Source organism: Ruegeria sp. E5 (assembly GCF_056534105.1).
On record NZ_JBQFPA010000001.1, the window covers coordinates 1,274,243 to 1,293,825 of the forward strand.

Sequence of the window (19,583 nt, forward strand, 5' to 3'; positions counted from 1 at the left end):
AGGCCAGATGCCTGCGCAATCTGCGGCTGGGTCGGCGCGTTGGTGTAAACAGCATCTGCCGTCTGTACGCCACCCTTAATCTTCAATTTCACACGCAAATCCGGCGCGGCTATCTGCCACCCGGGCACCGCGTACGTCTGCGATATGAAACGTTTCTGGTTCATTCAGCCGCAATCTTCTCAGTCTTGCGGGTCTGCGCCTGTGCCGATAGTTCGGCCATCAATTGCGAGGCGCGGGCAATCGGGTTGGTCAGGTAGAAATCCTTGATTGCATTGCGGAAGCTGGCTTCTCCCAATTTTCCGGCTTGTAGCGCCGCTGCTTCATTCTCAATCACCTCATCAATGCGCGCCAGATGCGGAACAGATTCGAGCAAGGAGGTGCGCAACTGAGCCAATGTATCGTAGGGCAGAGTAGCCCCCAGCTCGGCAGACAACGCCCTTAGGATTGCCCAGTTTTCCTTGGCCTCTCCCGGTGCAAAGCCTGCGCGCACGGCGAGTTGAGGACGCCCTTCGGTGTTCACGAACAGACCGTTTTCTTCTGTGTAAGCCGCCCCCGGCAGGATCACATCTGCGCGGTGCGCGCCACGATCGCCGTGACTGCCCTGATAGACCACAAAAGCACCCTCGCCGATCTCGACTTCGTCAGCACCGAGGTTATAGATCACATCGGCCGCGTTGACCGCCTCCATGCCACTTTCGTTGGTCGCATCCACATCCATCGCACCTACGCGCGATGCCGCGGTGTGCAGAACGATCAGCCCACTTTCGGTATTGCTTGCAATGGCTTGCGCGGCGGCCAGAACGGCAGAGCCATCGGCCTCCTGTAGCGCGCCCTGCCCGACGATGACAAGAGAGCGCTTGCTCTTGATCTCATCATCACCACCCATATCAACGATGGTCTGCAGCGCGGCACGGTCGCTGCCTACATGGTGATACTCATAGGTCAGATCGACGGCAGGCCCGACCAAGGCCACCTCGGCGCCGTGTGCCCAGGCCTTGCGGATACGAGCATTCAAAACCGGAGCCTCGTCACGCGGGTTGGTCCCGATCAACAGGATACGTTCAGCTGCATCAATATCTTCGATTGCCGCGGTCCCGGCATAGGCTGCTCGGTTACCCGCAGGCAGTTTGGCGCCGTCGGTGCGGCACTCAACGATACCGCCTTGCCCTTCGATCATCTGTTTCAGCGCATAGATGGCCTCAACCGAAGCCAGATCACCTACGATCCCAGCCGGTTTCTCGGCCCCCTTAAGAACCTCAGCAGCTTTGTTCAGTGCTTCTGGCCATGTGGCAGGACGCAGCTTGCCGTTTTCGCGCACATAAGGCCTGTCCAGTCGCTGACGCCGTAAGCCGTCCCAGACAAAGCGGGTCTTGTCGCTGATCCATTCCTCGTTCACACCGTCATGGTTGCGCGGCAGAAAGCGCATCACTTCACGCCCTTTGGTATCTACACGGATGCTTGAGCCCAAAGCGTCCATCACGTCGATACTCTCGGTTTTGGTCAGTTCCCAAGGGCGAGCGGTGAATGCATATGGCTTCGAGGTCAACGCCCCTACCGGGCACAGATCGATGATGTTGCCCTGCAGGTTCGAATCCAGCGTCTGGTTCAGGTACGAGGTGATCTCGGCATCTTCGCCGCGTCCGGTCTGACCCATCTGGGTGATCCCGGCGACCTCTGTGGTGAAGCGCACGCAACGAGTACAACTGATGCAGCGAGTCATCGCGGTGCCAACCAGCGGACCAAGGTCCAGATCATCCACGGCACGCTTGGCTTCTTTGAAGCGCGTCCCTGACAGACCATAGGCCATGGCCTGATCCTGCAGGTCACACTCACCGCCCTGATCGCAGATCGGGCAATCCAGCGGGTGGTTGATCAGCAGAAACTCCATCACCCCTTCGCGGGCCTTCTTGACCATGGGCGAGTTCGTCTTGACCACCGGTGCCTGCCCTTCCGGACCCGGACGCAGATCGCGCACCTGCATCGCGCAGGAGGCCGCCGGTTTCGGCGGGCCGCCCACGACTTCGACCAGACACATCCGGCAGTTCCCGGCAATCGACAGACGCTCGTGATAGCAAAAGCGCGGCACCTCGACCCCGGCCTGCTCGCAGGCCTGGATCAGTGTCATCGCGCCATCGACTTCGATTTCCTGCCCGTCGATATTGACTTTGCGGAGGTCAGACATCGCTAGTTCGCCCTCAAATACACGCCTATGGCGCTGTTTCTTTCAATCTCTTTCCGCCCTAACGTGCAGAAAGAATTGGGATTTTCATAAGACACGCCGTTTTGGATCAGATACGCCTCACCCTTGGCACGCATCCTGTCTTTCTCGGCATCCGAGTCCACATAGGCGCGGATTTCCTTGTCCGAATATCCCAGTTTGTTCGCCTTGGACCGCAGATCCCACATCACCCCAATCGCCTTAAGTCGACGCCCGCTGATCGACGGACAGTACTCCGAAATCTCATTTGCGATCGCGATGTAGTAGAGTTCGTTGTCGATCTCTTTGACATCCCTCAAGGGTGGTTTGGCTTCGGCCATTACAGGCATCGAAATCGCGCAAATCGCGGCCAGAAGTCGTACAACAGTCATGACATTTCCTTTCGTCTTGGGATTCCCAAGACGGCGGTCAGCCGGGCTGCTATGCAATAACAGCCCATGGGTTTTGCCGTGATATGCGATACGGTGGCTCATGGTCGCTGACAGCTTCCGGCATACGTCAGCTTATCGTTTTCGATCCGTAGATTTTGCGGCTCGGTCTCCGGCCCAACCTTCCATACAATTCTGGACGATCCAAAATTCTGAATGCAGAATTTTGTCGCCTCATAGCGGCCCGCTTCGCGTGCGCCTTCCAATGACTGCGAAACGCCATTCACAGTCACAGTGAAATCGGTAGGTGTCGTCTTCTTATCCACGTGTTTAGCGTTGGCGTTGAAGAAAATGCCATCAAACGCCACGCGGGTCGCCCTCGATTTCGCTGTACCGCAGGCAGATACAAGTAAGCTTCCCACCAATACCATTGTCATTACGAATACGCGTTTCGCCATCATGACCACTCCTGTTTCGTGGCTGGCGCTTGTGGCATCCGCTGATGCGCAGGAGAAAGCGTATGAAACAACATCCCGCTCACTCCGCCGCGACCTGAACGCAACGATTGTCGCGCCACTTGCTGGCCTGTTTCAATTCTGCCCACCCAAAGGCATGCTCGCTGGGTCCTTCCGAGCGCAGCTTTTCCAGACGATCCAGCGCTTCGGCCAAATTGGGGCAATGCCCTTCCCGCACCCACCACATGACAAAATGTTGTTCGCCAAGGATTTCGAACCACTCTTGCCGACGCTCGTAGAACTGTTTGTGGATAGTCCCCCAAACAAATTTCTCAAGGCTGGCGACGTCTTCCCAAACCGTCAGGTTCGCGACGAATTGCGGATCATCCCCGATGCTGTTTTCGGTGTTGCCTGTTCCCGGTTCTCCGGACCCTTCCATCATCCAGACAAAGCCGGACATCCGCTTGCCAAGCCCGTTGACGCGATCCAGGTTGGCCATGAATTCAGCCACGCGCGGATCGTCTGTTGGCGCCAACAAACGGCCGACATTCAACTCGGCCAGATGATATCCTTCGGGCTGGATCAAAACGCGGCCACCAAAGCAATAAGGCCAAGAATGAACATGCAGGCCCATCCAACCACATAAGCAACAGACCGGACCCCGCTATGCGGCTTGCCGATCCCGCGCAGGTGAATCACCAACATAACAACCCGCGCCAGCAGCGCTACTGAGGCCAGCAGGTTCACCCAGAACGGGCTGGCCCCCAACAGGATCGCCGCGACTGTAACAGTCAAAAAGGCAGGCAGAGTTTCAGTGCCGTTCAGATAAGCGCGGTTCAAACGATAGGCCCTGTCCGAATAATCCTGATCCGGAGTGGCCCCCGGTGCCAGCCCCTTGCCCACTTTTGCAAGCGCCGAGAACGGCGACATGAACAGAACGATCAGGGTAAAGATCACCAAAGCGGCGATCGCGTGGGAATATTCGGCATAGACTTCCATCGATTTTACTCCGCTGCCATCGCACCCATGCGGCCCGATTTCTGGGCCTTGATGCGGTCCTCTATTTCTTCTCGGAAATTGCGGATCAGACCTTGGATCGGCCAGGCCGCCGCATCGCCAAGAGCGCAGATCGTGTGGCCTTCAACCTGTTTGGTGACGTCAAACAGCATGTCGATCTCTTCCAGTTCGGCTTCACCGCGTACAAGACGATCCATCACGCGCATCATCCAACCAGTGCCTTCACGACATGGCGTACACTGGCCGCAACTTTCGTGCTTGTAGAACTTCGACAACCGCCAGATTGCCTTGATGATGTCGGTGGACCTGTCCATCACGATGACCGCTGCCGTGCCCAGACCCGAACCCAGTTCTCCGCGCAGATAGTCAAAATCCATGATCGCGTCGCGCATGTTCTCACCGCGCACGCATGGCACCGAAGACCCGCCGGGTATTACCGCCAGCAGATTGTCCCAGCCGCCACGAATGCCGCCGCAATGGGTTTCAATCAGCTCTTCGAAGGAAATCGACATCGCCTCTTCGACGACACAGGGGTTGTTCACATGGCCCGAGATCGCAAACAGCTTGGTGCCCGCGTTGTTCTGACGGCCAAAGCCTGCGAACCAGTCGGCACCACGCCGCAGAATCGTGGGCACAACGGCAATCGATTCCACATTGTTCACCGTGGTCGGGCAGCCATAAAGACCCGCACCCGCCGGAAACGGAGGCTTCATGCGAGGCATACCCTTCTTGCCCTCAAGGCTTTCGATCAGAGCAGTTTCCTCGCCGCAGATATAAGCCCCAGCGCCGTGATGCAGGAACAGGTCGAAATCCCAGCCGGAACCAGCAGCATTCTTCCCGAGCAGACCCGCGTCATAGGCTTCGTCAATCGCCGCCTGCAGAGCCTCACGCTCGCGGATGTATTCGCCGCGCAGGTAGATGTAGCAAGTATTCGCGTTCATTGCGAAAGACGCGATCAGGCACCCCTCGATCAGCGTGTGCGGATCATGACGCATAATCTCGCGGTCTTTGCACGTCCCGGGTTCGGATTCATCCGCGTTCACCACCAGATAAGCCGGGCGACCATCGCTTTCCTTGGGCATGAAAGACCATTTCAGACCGGTCGGGAAACCCGCACCACCACGGCCGCGCAGACCTGAATCCTTCATCGTCTGGATGATCCAGTCACGGCCCTTTTCAATCAGGCCAGCGGTGCCGTCCCAATGCCCCCGGGTCTGCGCGCCTTTCAAAGTGCGCTCGTGCATCCCGTAGATGTTGGTAAAGATCCTGTCCTGATCCTTCAGCATCGCTCAGTTACCTTTGGCTGTCCTGACGCATGCGCCAGAGTTGAAAAATGTTGACGCCCGCATAGATGAAACCTGCCAGAGCGGCAAAATCAAACAGCAGCGCATAGCGCGCGGTCAAGCCCAGCGCCGGGCCGATGAACAAATTCATGGCCAGCCAAATCACCATCGTCACGGCGATGACGATGCCGATATGTCGGCCCTTGCGGGCTATGGCCAGTTCCTTGTCTTTATCCATATCGTCCTGATGCCCCGAACGGGCACCCATCTAGTCCTCGTAAGTGCCGTCTTCCTTGGCACGTTTGGCGAACTCGGTCTTTTCACCTGAAGCCAATTTCGCGGCTTGTTCGATCCACCCGTCCCGCTCGATCCGGCCTTTGAATTTCAGCCGTGCATCCACCCAGGCCACTTGCTCGGGTGTCCAGGCAGCGATCTGGTTATAGTGGTAAAAGCCCAACTCGTTCAGAGTCTCTTCCAGCTTCGGACCTACGCCCTTCAGCATCTTCAGATCATCGGGCTTGCCATCGCGCGCACTGCTCAGCGTTTCCGGCTGATCCTCTTTCGCTGCTTTCGCCTCAGCGGCTTGTTTCACCGCTGGCTTCGCCGAAGCCGGCGCTTTGGGCGGCTTCGGCGCGGCATTTGTAGCAGCAGCCTTGCCATCCTTGCCCAGCCACGGCGTCAGGATCGGAACTTCGGTTCCGTCGATGCGCTTGACCGTATCGCCCAGATCGCTCGCAAGCTGAACACTTGCGTTATACTGCGTTCTGCCGCTGTCATACTCCGTCAGGCTGGTCAGCCCCTTCAGAGGTTCCGCCGCATAGCGCCCGTTCTGAGGACCCGGAGTCGGCACTTTGCCCGCCACCAGATCATCGAGAATCTTGCCAAAGCTCTCGGACGTCAGATCTTCGTAGTAATCCTTACCGATCTGCGCCATCGGGGCGTTGGTGCAAGATCCGAGGCATTCCACCTCTTCCCAGCTCAGCTTGCCATCAGCAGACAGTTCATGCGGCTTTGCAGCGATCTTTTCCTTGCAAACCGCAATCAGGTCCTCGGCCCCGCAAATCATGCAGGACGTAGTGCCACAGACCTGAATATGCGCAACCGAACCAACCGGCTGCAGTTGGAACATGAAGTAGAACGAGGCAACCTCAAGAACGCGGATATAGGCCATACCAAGCATGTCGGCGACGGATTCGATCGCCGGACGGCTCAGCCATCCCTCCTGCTCCTGCGCGCGCCACAGCAGCGGGATGACCGCACTGGCCTGACGCCCCTCGGGATATTTGGTTATTTGCGCTTCGGCCCATTTCTGGTTAGCAGCGGTGAAGGCGAAGCTTTCGGGTTGTTCGGCGTGAAGACGGCGGAGCATTAGCGGTCAATCTCTCCAAATACGACGTCCATGGTGCCGATAATCGCGGCGACGTCGGCCAGTTGGTGGCCTCCGGCGACGTGGTCCATGGCTTGCAAGTGCAGGAACCCCGGCGCGCGGAGTTTGGCGCGGTAGGGTTTGTTAGTGCCGTCGGCGACTAGATAAACGCCAAACTCGCCCTTGGGAGCTTCGACGGCGGCGTAGACTTCGCCCGCGGGGACGTGGAAGCCTTCGGTATAAAGCTTGAAGTGATGGATCAGGCTCTCCATCGAGGTCTTCATGTCCGACCGTTTCGGCGGGGTGATCTTTCCGCGCGCCAGAACGTCTCCGGGACAGTCGCGGATTTTGGCGATGGCCTGACGGATGATCAGCAGCGACTGGCGCATCTCTTCCATGCGCACCAGATAGCGGTCATAGCAATCGCCGTTCTTTCCGACGGGAATCTGGAACTCGAACTCGTCATAGCATTCATAAGGCTGTGCGCGGCGCAGGTCCCATGCCAGCCCCGATCCGCGCACCATTACGCCCGAGAAGCCGTATTTCTGAATGTCATCCTCGGTCACGACACCAATATCGGCGTTGCGCTGTTTGAAGATGCGGTTTTCGGTCAGCAGACCGTCGATGTCGTCCAGAACGGCGGGAAACTCGTGGCTCCACGCCTCGATATCATCCAGCAATTCCGGCGGCAGGTCCTGATGGACGCCACCGGGGCGGAAATAGGCAGCGTGCAGGCGGGCACCACAGGCACGCTCGTAGAACACCATCAGCTTTTCACGCTCTTCAAAACCCCACAGAGGCGGGGTCAGCGCGCCAACGTCCATGGCCTGAGTAGTCACGTTCAGCAGGTGGTTAAGAATACGACCGATCTCGGAATACAAAACGCGGATTAGCGAGCCGCGACGCGGCACTTCAACACCGGTCAGTTTTTCGATGGCCAGACACCAGGCATGTTCCTGGTTCATCGGTGCCACGTAATCAAGACGGTCGAAATACGGCAGATTCTGCAGATACGTCCGGCTTTCCATCAGCTTTTCGGTACCACGGTGCAATAGGCCGATATGCGGGTCGCAACGTTCGACGATCTCGCCGTCCAGCTCAAGCACAAGTCGCAGAACTCCGTGCGCCGCAGGGTGTTGCGGGCCGAAGTTAATGTTGAAGTTGCGGATCTTCTGTTCTCCGCTCAGCGCGTCCGTGCTGCCGTCATCGTATCTTGAGCCGTCCATCAACGCCCTCGTTTCTTCTTCGCTTCGGCCCGTACCCGGACCTTTTCCGCCTCAGCTGCCTTGGCAGCGGCCCCAGCCAACAGAACCCCAAGCGCCCCCAACGCAATCAGTTCCCCCAGACCCATCAACGGCGCTCCATCTCTTGCAGTTTCATGGCCATGATCCAAATCAGGATCAGCGTTCCAATCGGGATGACGCAGGCTACGACCCAGTATTTCTCGATCCCGAAATGCGGTAGCAGCTTCAGCATCGGGATAATCGTGGCAACCGTGACGGCAATCCAGATCAGGAACTCCATGACTTACGACTCCTGTTTTTCATCCCCCGGAAGAATGTAGTTCGCACCTTCCCACGGGGACATGAAATCAAATTGACGGTATTCCTGAACCAATGAGACCGGTTCGTAGACCACGCGCTTTTGCGCTTCGTCATAGCGGACTTCAGTATAGCCAGTGGTCGGGAAATCCTTGCGCAGCGGATAGCCGCGGAAACCATAATCCGTAAGGATGCGTCGCAAGTCTGGATGACCCGAGAACAGGATGCCGAACATGTCGAACACCTCGCGCTCGAACCAATTGGCAGAGGGGTGCACGTCCACGATTGAAGGCACCATGTCATCTTCTCGGATCGAGACTCGCAAGCGAATGCGCTGGTTCTGATACATTGACAGGAAGTGGTAGACCACATCGAACCGCTTGGCCCGTTCGGGGTAGTCGACGCCGGTGATGTCAACCAGGGTCGAGAACTGGCAGGTCCGCTCACTTTTGAGAAACTCAATGAATTCCACCAGATTCGAAGGAGCCACATCGACGTTCAGCTCGCCATGGGTCACATCCCAGGCCAGAACGCAATCTGCACGTTTCAGCTCCAACTGAGTGCCGAGTTCTTTGAGTGCTTCGCTCATCTACCTCTCCCTCAGCGTACGATGGTGCCGGTTCGGCGGATTTTGCGTTGCAGCTGCATCAGTCCATACAACAACGCCTCAGCGGTTGGAGGGCAGCCGGGCACGTAGATGTCCACCGGAACAACCCGGTCACAGCCACGCACAACGGAATAGGAATAGTGGTAATACCCACCGCCATTCGCGCAGGACCCCATCGAGATCACATAGCGCGGCTCGGGCATCTGGTCATAAACCTTGCGCAGCGCCGGGGCCATCTTGTTGGTCAGCGTTCCAGCGACGATCATCACATCAGACTGGCGCGGAGACGCACGAGGCGCGATGCCGAACCGTTCCGCGTCATACCGTGGCATCGACGTGTGCATCATCTCTACCGCGCAGCAGGCCAGACCAAAGGTCATCCAGTGCAAGGATCCGGTCCGCGCCCAGTTGATGATGTCCTCGGTCGAGGTCAGCAGAAACCCCTTGTCCTGCAGTTCCGCGTTCAGGGCCTGGGTGGCGACTTCCTTGTCGACGCCGGCGGTGTTTGCCCCCGTCATCACTCCCATTCCAGGGCCCCTTTCTTCCATTCATAGGCAAAGCCGATGGTCAGCACCGCCAGAAACACCATCATCGACCAGAACCCAACATCGCTGATGTCTTTGAAGCCAACGGCCCAGGGGAACAGGAAGGCGATTTCCAGATCAAAGATGATGAAGAGAATCGCGACCAGATAGAATCGGACATCAAACTTCATTCGCGCATCGTCGAAGGCGTTGAAACCACATTCATAGGCGCTGACCTTTTCGGGGTCGGGATTGCGGACAGCCAGGACCACAGCAGCCAGAATCAGTACGATTCCAAGGCCTACGGCAACGGCCAGAAACACCAGAATCGGGAGGTACTCCCGCAGCAGGTCTTCCACTTATAGCTCCTTTCCTGCGCAAGTCCCGAAAGGGTGCGCCGTCAATTGGCGATTTGACTGGACATTCTCTATCCCTGTGGGGTCAGAGGGTCAACCGAACAGAAACGCGCAGGTCGGCATTGTTACAATCATCCAGCGGGCGATTGCGGAGAACACTTCTGGAACAAAGTGATCGGCTAAACCTAACTAATCCATGCAGGTTTTCGTTTGTCGAAAAAGGCGCCGATTCCCTCTTGCGCCTCATCAGTTTCCCAACGCGCGACAAGCTGTCGAATGGTGTGGTCAATCACCGCGTCATCAATTCGCGGCCCAAGTGACTGGATCAGCTGCTTGGCCGAAGACACTGCACCGGGTGCACAGGACAGATAGGGAAGCACCTCGGCTTCAACCGCCTCGGCCAACGTTTCAGCGGGCACTGCGCGGGCCAGCAGGCCCAGTTCGACCGCTTCCGCCGCTTCGAACAGGCGGGCAGACATAAAGACGCGCCGCGACCGTGCTTCGCCCATTCGGGCAATGACATAGGGTCCAATCGTCGCCGGGATCAGGCCAAGCCGCGTCTCGGTCAGACCCATCTTCAGGCTTTCCACACCGATCGCCACATCGCAGACCGAGGCCATCCCGACACCTCCACCAAACGCGTTTCCCTGCAACGCGCCGATCAAGGGTTTGGGCAGCGTATTTAAGGCATTCAGCATCTCAGCCAGCTTGCGCGCTTCGGCAAAACGCGTCTCGGGATCTGCAGCCATCTGCGCCTGCATCCAACCCAGATCTCCCCCGGCGCAAAAGCTCTTGCCCGCGGCGGCCAGAACCACCACCCGCACCGCATCATCATTTGCCAATTGCCCAGCGGCCTGGGTTAGCTCTGCAATCATCTGCGCCGACAGTGCGTTGTGCTTCTCGGGTCGATCCAGCGTCAGAGTAGCCACGCCACGCGCGTCTGTGTTCAGCGTAATGGTCTCGAACATATCTTATTCCGCCCGCATTGCCCGCGCCATGCGCGCCGCCTGTTCCAGAACCGGCACATCCAGACCGGTCTCATATCCCAACCGTTCCAGATGTGCGGTCACGGCTTCGGTTGCGACATTACCGGCCGCACCCGGCGCATAAGGGCAACCACCCAGCCCGCCCACGGCGGTATCAAATACCCGCACACCCAAGGCAAGCGAAGCGTCTATGTTGTCGATTGCCCGCCCGTTGGTATCATGAAAATGTCCTGCAAGCCGGGTAACCGGCACTCGTTCGCGCACGGCCAGCAGCATATGAGCAATCTTGTCCGGCGTTCCCTGCCCAATTGTGTCCCCCAGCGAAATCTCATAGCAGCCATGGGCAAACAGCGCGTCCGCCACCTCGGCCACCTTCTCGGGTGGGGTCGGGCCGTCATAGGGACAGTCGGTCACGCACGAGACATAGCCCCGGACGGGCAGATCAATATGTCGTGCCGCTTCAAGAATGGGCACAAACCGTTCGATGGATTCGGCAATCGTCGCGTTTATGTTCGCTTTCGAGAATCCCTCGGACGCCGAAGCAAACACCGCGATCTCATCTGCCTTGGCTGCCAACGCGTCCTCATACCCGCGCATATTCGGCGTCAGCGCAGCGTACCGCACGCCTTCGGTCCGTGTGATTCCAGCCATAACTTCACCGCTGCCCGCCATTTGCGGGACCCATTTCGGTGAGACAAAACTGGCAACTTCGATCCGGTTGAAACCGGCCCGGCTGAGGCAATCGACCAAGGCGACCTTCTCGGCCACCGGGATCTCGCGCTGTTCGTTCTGCAGGCCGTCGCGTGGCCCGACCTCGAATATTTCGACCCGTTCTTTCATCAGCGCATCCCTTCCCGGTTTCTTATCGTTTCAATTGCGGATGGCCCGACTTTGCCACGCAATCCACGGGCCGAACAGATCAATCCTCGGCCAACCGAACCAACGCCGCACCTGCCTCGACCTGTGCCCCCGCTTCGGCCAGCACTTCTGCAACCACGCCATCGCGGGCGGCTAATAGAGAATGCTCCATCTTCATGGCTTCCAGAATGGCCAGCCGGTCGCCCTCTTTCACCTCCTGCCCCGCCGAGGCGAAGACGGCCTTGACCAGCCCGGGCATCGGCGCCTCGATCACGTTGGTGTCACCTGCAGCACTGGCATCGCGGTCCAGAGGGTCAATGACCTCAAATACCTGCCCATAGTCGTCGAATACAGTGACCTGTGACCCGGCCATGACAACATTGGGTATGGGTGTCCCATCGATGGTCCAGCCAGCGCCACGCCGCCGCGCAACAAGCTGCGCACCTTCGATCTCCCAAATCTGCCGATCCGGGCCTTCGACCTGGACATCCAGATCAACAACCTCTCCGTCCCGCAGTAACTGCACAGCGCGATGTAACGGTGCCCATAGCATAAAGCCCGTTTCAGAGACCGTCTCGGCCAGACCCAACGCCGTCATCGCCGCAGCCACTGCCGAAGCGTTGCTTACGCCAGCTTCCTGCACCAGATCATCAAGATCCCGCCCGATCAGCCCGGTATCCACGTCGCCCGACGCAAACCCGCTGTGCCGCGTCAGAGCACCAAGGAAGGCGAGATTTGTGACAGTCCCGGCGACCTCGGTCTGGCGCAAGGTCCGGTGGAGATTTTCCAAAGCGACCGCGCGTGTCGGGCCATGCACCACGACCTTGGCGATCATAGGGTCGTACCATGGGCTGATCGTATCCCCGGCGCGCACGCCACTGTCGGCACGGCAGCCTTTCGGGAACTGTAGATGAGTCAGCGTACCCGTCGCAGGCAGAAAGCCTTTGGGCACATCTTCGGCATAAAGCCTCGCCTCAAAGGAATGCCCGCGGATCGACAAATCGCCCTGCCGCTTCGGCAGGCTTTCACCCGCTGCTACGCGCAACTGCCATTCGACCAGATCGACGCCGGTAATGGCCTCGGTCACCGGGTGCTCGACTTGCAGGCGCGTGTTCATCTCCATAAACCAGAACCGATCCGGGCGTAGCCCGTCCGAGGCATCGACGATGAACTCAACCGTCCCTGCGCCCTTGTATCCAATCGCCTCAGCCGCACGCACGCCCGCCTGCCCCATCGCCTCGCGCATCTCGGCAGTCATTCCAGGGGCTGGGGCTTCTTCGATCACTTTCTGATGTCGCCGCTGCAACGAGCAGTCGCGTTCAAACAGATGCACCGCATGGGTGCCATCGCCGAACACCTGCACCTCGATATGGCGGGGCTTGGCGACGAATTTCTCGACAAGTACAGCATCGTTACCGAACGCCGTCTTTGCCTCACCGCGCGCGCTGTCCAATGCAGCCGAGAACTCCTCGGGCGCCTCGACCAGCCGCATCCCCTTGCCACCACCACCTGCAACGGCCTTGATCAAAACGGGATACCCGATGGTATCTGCCGCGCCAGCCAGATGTTCAGGGTCCTGATTGTCGCCATGATAGCCGGGGACGACGGGAACTCCTGCGTCCTCCATCAATACCTTGGCTGCATCCTTAAGGCCCATCTTGCGGATCGCGTCCGCCGATGGCCCGATGAAGGTCAGACCTGCAGCCTCGACTGTATCCACAAAATCCGGGTTTTCGGACAAGAACCCATAACCAGGATGGATCGCCTGCGCTCCTGTATCCAGCGCCGCCTGAATGATCACATCACCCTTCAGATAGCTTTCGGCTGGGGCCGCGCCACCAATATGCACCGCTTCATCCGCCATTTGCGCATGCTTGGCCGATGCATCAGCATCCGAATACACAGCCACACAAGATACGCCCATCTTCTGAGCAGTTTCCATGACCCGGCAGGCGATCTCGCCGCGGTTGGCAATCAGGATTTTGTTAAACATAGCTTACCCCTTAACCGCCAGATCTTCGACAAGGCGGAAGCGTTCGCACAGCAATTCCATCTCGGGATCGAACCCGCCATTGCGTTCGAAATACCGGCGATGATCCTCGCGCCATCCCTCAAGCGTTTCATTCTCACCCTCGGCCAACGCAAAGTCTTCGGTCACATCGCAATATCGGCAGGTCGAGACCTCGACCGTTTCGATCACCAAAGCCGGGCGATCATCCCATTCCAGCGCAATATCCTGACGCCCAACGACCGGGGTATCAGCACTGCCTTCTGGGTAGTCTCGCAAAGCACCACATGTCGCCGTTTTTCGGCCTAATCTTACCAACGCCAGCAGCTCGGCGCTTAGCGATGCGCTGTCTCCAAACTTGAAGGTCTGCGCGCCCGGGTAGCGGGCCATTACTTCATTCAATGAAACGCTCATCTTACATCCTGAACACGCCGAAACGTGTCTCCTCGATCGGGGCGTTAAGTGCGGCGCTCAGCGACAAGGCCAGCACGTCGCGGCTTTTGCGCGGGTCGATGATGCCGTCATCCCAGAGCCGGGCCGAGGCATAAAGCGGGTGAGATTGTTCCTCGAACATGTCCAGCGTCGGGCGTTTGAATTCAGCCTCTTCATCGGCGGACCACGTACCGCCCTGCCGTTCAATCCCGTCGCGTTTGACAGTCGCTAGGACACCTGCAGCTTGCTCGCCCCCCATCACTGAGATACGCGAATTCGGCCAAGTCCACAGGAACCGAGGCTGATAGGCGCGTCCTGCCATGCCGTAGTTTCCAGCTCCGAAGGACCCTCCGACAAGCATTGTGATCTTTGGAACGCTCGTCGTCGCCACCGCCGTCACCATCTTGGCCCCGTGCCGCGCGATGCCTTCGTTTTCGTATTTGCGGCCGACCATGAAGCCGGTGATGTTCTGCAGGAAGACCAGCGGGGTTTTGCGCTGCGAGCACAGTTCGACAAAATGCGCACCCTTCTGCGCGGCCTCAGAAAACAACACACCGTTGTTGGCAATGATCCCGACCGGGCAGCCTTTGACATGGGCAAAACCGGTCACCAGCGTCTCACCAAATCGCGGTTTGAACTCGTCGAACCGAGAGCCATCGACCAGCCGCGCAATCACCTCGCGGATGTCATAGGGCGTGCGCAGATCGGCCGGAACTACGCCCAAAATTTCCTCGGGATCATAGGCAGGCTCTTCCGGTGTTTCGAACTGTAGGCTAGGCTTCAGCCCGGCACCCCCCAACGACCCGACGGCCCGCCGAGCCAAGGCCAACGCATGCGCATCGTCCTCGGCCAGATAATCCGCCACGCCGGACAGACGCGTATGCACATCGCCACCACCCAGATCTTCGGCTGTCACAACCTCCCCAGTCGCGGCCTTGACCAGAGGTGGTCCGGCCAGAAAGATCGTGCCCTGTTCTTTTACGATGATCGTGACATCGGACATCGCAGGCACATAGGCCCCGCCCGCCGTACACGAGCCCATCACGACGGCTATCTGAGCGATCCCCTTCGCGCTCATCCGCGCCTGATTGTAGAAGATGCGGCCAAAGTGATCGCGATCGGGAAACACCTCATCCTGATTGGGCAGGTTCGCGCCGCCGCTATCGACCAAATAGATGCAGGGCAGATGGTTTTCCTCGGCAATCTCCTGCGCGCGGAGGTGTTTCTTGACGGTCATCGGATAGTATGTGCCGCCTTTCACAGTGGCATCGTTGCACACCACCATGACCTCGCGCCCCTGCACTCGGCCAATCCCCGCGATCACCCCGGCACAGGGCGCGGCATCTCCATACATCCCATGTGCCGCCGTCGCGCCGATTTCCAAGAACGGAGAACCCGGATCGAGCAGGTTCGCCACCCGACGACGCGGCAGCATCTTGCCCCGCGATTCATGCCGCGCCCGCGATTTTTCACCGCCACCCATGCGGGCCGCTTCGGCGGCATCCGTAATATGTGCCAGCGCATCCAGATGTGCGGCTCGGTTCGCCTTAAACCCCTCAGAGGTTGGTATGGCTTTGGATTTTATTTTCATTCCATCTTCCCCAAGTCGCGCAATTCCACAGCGCGTTCAGCGGTTTCGGTCAGCAGGCAATTTGCGGCAACAATCGAGCGTATCGTTCCATCAGACCATATGCCGTAGGCCAGAGCACATTCAGCATCCCGAAACCCGATCCATGCGCGTTGAGCATCTCGCAACTGGTCCGAAAGTTCGGGACTTTGTTCAGCCAGTTCTGCTCGACGCAGTTTATACTGTTCGTTTAGAAATGAATCCCAAATTTGGGTTTCGGCTTGAATACACTCGGTGATGCCAAGGGTTGTTTCATTTCCCGGTATCGTTTGGCAGGCATTGGCAGCTGCGCCGAGACATGATGACATGCTATCACCCTGCTGCGTCTGAGAAAAACACTGTTGAATATACGACTGGTCTACCCAAGCGCCCTGAGCGGAAACAAGCGATGGTGCTAGCATCGCAGCAAGTGCAATTCGCATCATGTAATTGCCTCCCCTGCAGCCCGCGCCTTCAATTCCTTCCGGATCACCTTTCCTGTCACCGTCATCGGCAACTCTTCCAGAAACGACACCTCACGCGGATAGGAATACTGCGCCAAACGGTCCTTAACCCAGTCCTGCAACTCAGCGCCCGACGCCTCAGCCCCCGGCTTCAACACCACATAGGCCTTCACGATCTCGGTCCGCAGCTCATCGGGCTTGCCGACCACGCCCACCGTTGCCACTGCCGGGTGGGTCAGCAGGCAATCCTCGATCTCAGCCGGGCCAATCCGGTAACCTGCCGAGGTAATCACGTCATCATCCCGACCGACAAAGCGCAGATAATCGCCCTCCCACACGCCACGGTCACCGGTGATCAGCCAATCACCTCGGAATTTCTCAGCCGTTGCTTGCGGATTATTCCAGTATTCCAGCAGCATTGAGGCCGAACCGCGCCGGATGGCAAAATCGCCTTCCTCCGTCGTCGGTAGGCCGTGATCGTCAATTACCGCCACCTCATGACCAGGCACCGGTTTACCGATACAGCCGGGTTGCACGGGAAAGTCGTGGGCACAAGACGAAACAACCATGTTGCATTCCGTCTGACCATAAAACTCGTTGATCGTCAGACCAAAGGCCTGCTGGCCCCAAGCCAACATCTCAGCGCCCAAAGGCTCGCCCCCAGACGCCACCGACCGCAATCCCGGTATCGACTGATCCGCAGCTTTGAGCATCCGTAAAGCCGTCGGCGGAAAGAAGACGTTCCGCACCCCTGCCCGCGCGATCACATCGGCGCAGGCCTGTGGGGTGAATTTGTCCAACCGCGTGGCGACCACCGGAACGCCCAGCGCAAGCCCGGGCATCAGAACGTCGAACAAGCCGCCGATCCACGCCCAGTCTGCTGGCGTCCACAGGCAATCCCCTTCACGCAAGTGATTGTGGCTGATCGAGACGCCCGGCAGGTGGCCCGTCAGCACGCGATGACCGTGCAGCGCACCCTTGGGGCTGCCAGTAGTGCCGGACGTGTAGATTAGGACTGCCGGATCCTCGGGGCCGGTATCAGCAAAGGGCACCGGTTGCCCTTCCTGCCTAATCTCATCAACCAAAAGCGGTTGGGCCAATTCACCCAGTAACGCAGACCCTTCCGCATCGGTCAAAACAATCAGGGCGCCTGAATCTCTGACGCGCGATGCCAGCGCATCGTGTTTGAACAGCTTGAACAACGGCACCGAAATCGCACCGATCTTCCAGATCGCCAGATGCGCGGCGGCACACCACGGCGACTGGCTGAGCAAGACGCCAACCCGGTCTCCTGGCTGGACCCGAGCTATCAACGCGCGAGCGATGCCATCAACCATAAGCTCCAGTTCGCCAAATGTTACCACGCTCGGATCGCCCCGGGTCAGATCCAGCAAAGCAACCCGATCGGATTGTTGCGACAGGCATTGCTGCGCCATGTTCAGCCGATCAGGCATCGCCCAGCTTTGGTCGCCGCGCAAACCCGGTATGCGCTCAGCGGGATGCATGCTGATTTTCCCTTATTTCATTAGCGGTTGCAGCTAGCCTCCCCGCTTCAGCAATTTCCGGAGTTTGATGCAGATCAGAGCATTTCTGCGCCGCGGCATCCAAAACATCGGCATCAACGCAAGCAAAGGCACGAATATGACAAAGAAACTCGCCGCTTTGACCCTTTCTACCGCACTTGTCGCTCTGGCTGCCCCAGCCTTCGCCCAATCCCAAGGCGATTGGACAGTCGGTGTTGGTGTCGGCTATCTGGACCCCAAATCCGACAATGGGACTCTGGCCGGGTTCGACGCCGAAATCGACTCGGACACCCGTCCGATTTTCACCGTCGAATACTTCGTTCAGGACAATCTCGGGATCGAGCTCTTGGCCTCGACCCCCTACAAGCATGACGTCACTCTCGGTGGCAGCGTTGACGCGGGCAGCGTCAAGCATCTTCCGCCTACTCTGTCGCTGAACTATCACTTCCCGACCAATAGCGCGTGGAAGCCCTATGTCGGCGCTGGTCTGAACTACACCATCTTCTTCGAGGAAGACTCGCCTTTGGGCGATCTCGATCTGGACAACTCCTTCGGCGTTTCTCTGCAGGCCGGTCTGGATTACATGGTCACGGAAAAAGGCGCGGTGCGTCTGAACGTGCGCTGGTTCGACATCGACTCGGACGTCAAACTTGACGGCAACAACATCGGCACTGCCGAAATCGACCCGTTCCTGATTGGCCTGTCCTACGTTCATCGTTTCTGATCCAATCGCAAAAAGCCCCGTGGTTCAATGAACTGCGGGGTTTTCCGTCACAACATCTCGTTCATCATTTCGCGCCCAATCAGCATGCGGCGGATTTCGCTGGTGCCCGCGCCGATCTCCATCAGCTTTGCATCTCGGAAAATCCGGCTGACCGGCGAATCCGACAGGAATCCGGCACCACCCAACGCCTGAACGGCTTGATGCGCCTGCACCATCGCCTGTTCCGAGGCATACAGGCAGCACGCTGCAGCATCCTGACGGGTTACATCCCCGCGGTCGCATGCCTTGGCAACTTCGTAGACATAGGCCCGCGCCGAATTCATGGCTGTGTACATATCCGCGATCTTGCCTTGCATGAGCTGGAAGCTACCGATCGGTTTTCCGAACTGCTTACGCTCGGCCAGATAGGGCATCACTTCATCCAAGCAGGCGGCCATGATCCCGGTTCCAATACCCGCAAGAACCACACGCTCATAGTCCAGACCGGACATCAGAACGGCTACACCCCGCCCTTCTTCGCCCAGAACATTCTCGAACGGCACTTCAACATCTTCAAAGATCAACTCAGCGGTGTTCGAGCCGCGCATGCCAAGCTTGTCGAAATGAGGCGAAGTCGAAAACCCGGTCATCTCTTTCTCGATCAGAAAAGCCGTGATCCCCTTTGACCCGGCGTCCGGATCGGTCTTGGCATAGACGACCAGAGTGTCTGCATCCGGCCCGTTGGTGATCCAATATTTGTTGCCATTCAGCCGATAGTGATCGTTTCGCTTTTCTGCACGTAGCTTCATGGAAACCACATCCGACCCAGCCGAGGGCTCGGACATAGCCAACGCCCCGACGTGTTCACCCGAAATCAGACCGGGCAGATATTTTTTCTTCTGCTCTTCTGTTCCGTTCAACTTGATCTGGTTCACGCACAAGTTCGAATGCGCCCCGTAGGACAAAGATACCGAGGCCGAGGCGCGCGCCACTTCCTCAACTGCCACCGTATGCGCCAGATAGGACATACCGGCCCCGCCATATTCTTCAGGGACTGTAACGCCCAACAAACCAAGCTCACCCATCTCTTTCCACAGCTCATTCGGAAAGGCATTGGACGCGTCGATCTCGGCCGCCATCGGCTTGACCCGTTCCTGAGCCCAGCGGTGCACCATCTCACGCAGGGCGTTCACGTCCTCGCCCAGATCGAATTGCATTGTGGCCATAAACATGCAGGGCTCCTCCGATTGCATTAATGAACAAGCGTT

23 protein-coding genes are annotated in these 19,583 nt (G+C 58.3%); 1 reads left to right on the top strand and 22 read right to left on the bottom strand.

The features are described 5' to 3' along the window. Nucleotides 1-160 precede the first annotated feature (160 nt). From nuoG to ACR0BI_RS06550, 21 genes are all read right to left on the bottom strand, one after another. Complete coding sequence (gene nuoG / locus ACR0BI_RS06450) at nt 161-2,182, bottom strand: NADH-quinone oxidoreductase subunit NuoG (RefSeq protein WP_480561222.1); 2,022 nt, start codon at nt 2,180-2,182, stop codon at nt 161-163. Nucleotides 2,183-2,184: 2 nt separating this feature from the next. After that, nucleotides 2,185-2,589, bottom strand: a complete 405-nt coding sequence (locus tag ACR0BI_RS06455; protein WP_255612031.1) for a DUF5333 domain-containing protein — start codon at nt 2,587-2,589, stop codon at nt 2,185-2,187. Nucleotides 2,590-2,687: 98 nt separating this feature from the next. Then, nucleotides 2,688-3,044, bottom strand: coding sequence for a hypothetical protein (locus ACR0BI_RS06460; RefSeq protein WP_480438780.1), 357 nt, complete (start codon nt 3,042-3,044; stop codon nt 2,688-2,690). 79 nt (nt 3,045-3,123) lie between these two features. Next, complete coding sequence (locus tag ACR0BI_RS06465) at nt 3,124-3,627, bottom strand: DUF3291 domain-containing protein (RefSeq protein WP_480878299.1); 504 nt, start codon at nt 3,625-3,627, stop codon at nt 3,124-3,126. Next, a complete protein-coding gene (locus tag ACR0BI_RS06470; RefSeq protein ID WP_480561220.1) occupies nt 3,624-4,040 on the bottom strand; it encodes an MAPEG family protein in 417 nt (138 codons plus the stop codon). The genes ACR0BI_RS06465 and ACR0BI_RS06470 overlap by 4 nt, the downstream gene beginning before the upstream one ends. A gap of 5 nt (nt 4,041-4,045) precedes the next feature. Then, nucleotides 4,046-5,344 (bottom strand): NADH-quinone oxidoreductase subunit NuoF, encoded by a 1,299-nt coding sequence (gene nuoF, locus ACR0BI_RS06475; RefSeq protein ID WP_480561219.1) that lies wholly within the window; start codon nt 5,342-5,344, stop codon nt 4,046-4,048. 7 nt (nt 5,345-5,351) lie between these two features. Continuing rightward, on the bottom strand, nt 5,352-5,579 hold the full coding sequence (locus ACR0BI_RS06480) for a DUF5337 domain-containing protein (RefSeq protein ID WP_170397749.1): 228 nt from the start codon (nt 5,577-5,579) through the stop codon (nt 5,352-5,354). Between the two features lie 30 nt (nt 5,580-5,609). Next, complete coding sequence (gene nuoE / locus ACR0BI_RS06485; RefSeq protein ID WP_480561218.1) at nt 5,610-6,710, bottom strand: NADH-quinone oxidoreductase subunit NuoE; 1,101 nt, start codon at nt 6,708-6,710, stop codon at nt 5,610-5,612. Next, nucleotides 6,710-7,933, bottom strand: coding sequence for an NADH-quinone oxidoreductase subunit D (locus tag ACR0BI_RS06490; RefSeq protein ID WP_010442773.1), 1,224 nt, complete (start codon nt 7,931-7,933; stop codon nt 6,710-6,712). Before ACR0BI_RS06490 ends, nuoE begins: the two co-directional genes overlap by 1 nt. Continuing rightward, nucleotides 7,933-8,058: a hypothetical protein gene (locus ACR0BI_RS06495; RefSeq protein WP_010442774.1), complete on the bottom strand. Its 126-nt coding sequence runs from the start codon at nt 8,056-8,058 to the stop codon at nt 7,933-7,935. Before ACR0BI_RS06495 ends, ACR0BI_RS06490 begins: the two co-directional genes overlap by 1 nt. Beyond that, on the bottom strand, nt 8,058-8,231 hold the full coding sequence (locus ACR0BI_RS06500; protein WP_170397057.1) for a hypothetical protein: 174 nt from the start codon (nt 8,229-8,231) through the stop codon (nt 8,058-8,060). Before ACR0BI_RS06500 ends, ACR0BI_RS06495 begins: the two co-directional genes overlap by 1 nt. A 3-nt stretch (nt 8,232-8,234) precedes the next feature. Continuing rightward, complete coding sequence (locus ACR0BI_RS06505) at nt 8,235-8,837, bottom strand: NADH-quinone oxidoreductase subunit C (protein ID WP_170424113.1); 603 nt, start codon at nt 8,835-8,837, stop codon at nt 8,235-8,237. 11 nt (nt 8,838-8,848) lie between these two features. Then, nucleotides 8,849-9,382, bottom strand: coding sequence for a NuoB/complex I 20 kDa subunit family protein (locus ACR0BI_RS06510; RefSeq protein ID WP_010442777.1), 534 nt, complete (start codon nt 9,380-9,382; stop codon nt 8,849-8,851). Continuing rightward, nucleotides 9,373-9,738 (bottom strand): NADH-quinone oxidoreductase subunit A, encoded by a 366-nt coding sequence (locus ACR0BI_RS06515; RefSeq protein WP_010442778.1) that lies wholly within the window; start codon nt 9,736-9,738, stop codon nt 9,373-9,375. Before ACR0BI_RS06515 ends, ACR0BI_RS06510 begins: the two co-directional genes overlap by 10 nt. A 182-nt stretch (nt 9,739-9,920) precedes the next feature. Next, a complete protein-coding gene (locus ACR0BI_RS06520) occupies nt 9,921-10,703 on the bottom strand; it encodes a crotonase/enoyl-CoA hydratase family protein (protein ID WP_480561217.1) in 783 nt (260 codons plus the stop codon). 3 nt (nt 10,704-10,706) lie between these two features. Next, on the bottom strand, nt 10,707-11,561 hold the full coding sequence (locus ACR0BI_RS06525) for a hydroxymethylglutaryl-CoA lyase (RefSeq protein ID WP_170397063.1): 855 nt from the start codon (nt 11,559-11,561) through the stop codon (nt 10,707-10,709). A gap of 79 nt (nt 11,562-11,640) precedes the next feature. Beyond that, entirely contained in the window at nt 11,641-13,572 is a 1,932-nt protein-coding gene (locus ACR0BI_RS06530; protein WP_480561216.1) for an acetyl/propionyl/methylcrotonyl-CoA carboxylase subunit alpha, read from the bottom strand. Nucleotides 13,573-13,575: 3 nt separating this feature from the next. After that, nucleotides 13,576-14,001, bottom strand: coding sequence for an ASCH domain-containing protein (locus ACR0BI_RS06535; protein WP_170465996.1), 426 nt, complete (start codon nt 13,999-14,001; stop codon nt 13,576-13,578). A 1-nt stretch (nt 14,002) separates the two neighbouring features. Next, nucleotides 14,003-15,610, bottom strand: coding sequence for a carboxyl transferase domain-containing protein (locus ACR0BI_RS06540; RefSeq protein WP_170397069.1), 1,608 nt, complete (start codon nt 15,608-15,610; stop codon nt 14,003-14,005). Beyond that, nucleotides 15,607-16,071, bottom strand: a complete 465-nt coding sequence (locus tag ACR0BI_RS06545) for a lysozyme inhibitor LprI family protein (RefSeq protein WP_170466002.1) — start codon at nt 16,069-16,071, stop codon at nt 15,607-15,609. Before ACR0BI_RS06545 ends, ACR0BI_RS06540 begins: the two co-directional genes overlap by 4 nt. Beyond that, nucleotides 16,068-17,594 carry an AMP-binding protein gene (locus ACR0BI_RS06550; protein ID WP_480561215.1) on the bottom strand — a complete coding sequence of 509 codons (1,527 nt, stop codon included), beginning with the start codon at nt 17,592-17,594 and terminating at the stop codon, nt 16,068-16,070. Before ACR0BI_RS06550 ends, ACR0BI_RS06545 begins: the two co-directional genes overlap by 4 nt. A gap of 136 nt (nt 17,595-17,730) precedes the next feature. Here ACR0BI_RS06550 and ACR0BI_RS06555 point away from each other — a divergent pair, with 136 nt between their 5' ends. Next, a complete protein-coding gene (locus tag ACR0BI_RS06555) occupies nt 17,731-18,336 on the top strand; it encodes an OmpW family outer membrane protein (protein WP_170597050.1) in 606 nt (201 codons plus the stop codon). 47 nt (nt 18,337-18,383) lie between these two features. Here ACR0BI_RS06555 and ACR0BI_RS06560 read toward each other — a convergent pair whose 3' ends face one another. Continuing rightward, entirely contained in the window at nt 18,384-19,547 is a 1,164-nt protein-coding gene (locus ACR0BI_RS06560) for an isovaleryl-CoA dehydrogenase (protein ID WP_170404042.1), read from the bottom strand. Nucleotides 19,548-19,583: the final 36 nt, after the last annotated feature.

Bases quoted from the DNA above. Each gene is read 5' to 3' on its own strand.
- ACR0BI_RS06550 (WP_480561215.1), bottom strand. From the start codon at position 17,594: ATGCATCCCGCTGAGCGCATACCGGGTTTGCGCGGCGACCAAAGCTGG.
- ACR0BI_RS06500 (WP_170397057.1), bottom strand. From the start codon at position 8,231: ATGGAGTTCCTGATCTGGATTGCCGTCACGGTTGCCACGATTATCCCG.
- ACR0BI_RS06470 (WP_480561220.1), bottom strand. From the start codon at position 4,040: ATGGAAGTCTATGCCGAATATTCCCACGCGATCGCCGCTTTGGTGATC.
- ACR0BI_RS06540 (WP_170397069.1), bottom strand. From the start codon at position 15,610: ATGAAAATAAAATCCAAAGCCATACCAACCTCTGAGGGGTTTAAGGCG.
- ACR0BI_RS06480 (WP_170397749.1), bottom strand. From the start codon at position 5,579: ATGGATAAAGACAAGGAACTGGCCATAGCCCGCAAGGGCCGACATATC.
- ACR0BI_RS06545 (WP_170466002.1), bottom strand. From the start codon at position 16,071: ATGATGCGAATTGCACTTGCTGCGATGCTAGCACCATCGCTTGTTTCC.
- nuoG (WP_480561222.1), bottom strand. From the start codon at position 2,182: ATGTCTGACCTCCGCAAAGTCAATATCGACGGGCAGGAAATCGAAGTC.
- ACR0BI_RS06460 (WP_480438780.1), bottom strand. From the start codon at position 3,044: ATGGCGAAACGCGTATTCGTAATGACAATGGTATTGGTGGGAAGCTTA.
- nuoE (WP_480561218.1), bottom strand. From the start codon at position 6,710: ATGCTCCGCCGTCTTCACGCCGAACAACCCGAAAGCTTCGCCTTCACC.
- ACR0BI_RS06530 (WP_480561216.1), bottom strand. From the start codon at position 13,572: ATGTTTAACAAAATCCTGATTGCCAACCGCGGCGAGATCGCCTGCCGG.
- ACR0BI_RS06525 (WP_170397063.1), bottom strand. From the start codon at position 11,561: ATGAAAGAACGGGTCGAAATATTCGAGGTCGGGCCACGCGACGGCCTG.
- ACR0BI_RS06510 (WP_010442777.1), bottom strand. From the start codon at position 9,382: ATGGGAGTGATGACGGGGGCAAACACCGCCGGCGTCGACAAGGAAGTC.
- nuoF (WP_480561219.1), bottom strand. From the start codon at position 5,344: ATGCTGAAGGATCAGGACAGGATCTTTACCAACATCTACGGGATGCAC.
- ACR0BI_RS06505 (WP_170424113.1), bottom strand. From the start codon at position 8,837: ATGAGCGAAGCACTCAAAGAACTCGGCACTCAGTTGGAGCTGAAACGT.
- ACR0BI_RS06495 (WP_010442774.1), bottom strand. From the start codon at position 8,058: ATGGGTCTGGGGGAACTGATTGCGTTGGGGGCGCTTGGGGTTCTGTTG.
- ACR0BI_RS06535 (WP_170465996.1), bottom strand. From the start codon at position 14,001: ATGAGCGTTTCATTGAATGAAGTAATGGCCCGCTACCCGGGCGCGCAG.
- ACR0BI_RS06560 (WP_170404042.1), bottom strand. From the start codon at position 19,547: ATGTTTATGGCCACAATGCAATTCGATCTGGGCGAGGACGTGAACGCC.
- ACR0BI_RS06455 (WP_255612031.1), bottom strand. From the start codon at position 2,589: ATGACTGTTGTACGACTTCTGGCCGCGATTTGCGCGATTTCGATGCCT.
- ACR0BI_RS06520 (WP_480561217.1), bottom strand. From the start codon at position 10,703: ATGTTCGAGACCATTACGCTGAACACAGACGCGCGTGGCGTGGCTACT.
- ACR0BI_RS06555 (WP_170597050.1), top strand. From the start codon at position 17,731: ATGACAAAGAAACTCGCCGCTTTGACCCTTTCTACCGCACTTGTCGCT.
- ACR0BI_RS06490 (WP_010442773.1), bottom strand. From the start codon at position 7,933: ATGGACGGCTCAAGATACGATGACGGCAGCACGGACGCGCTGAGCGGA.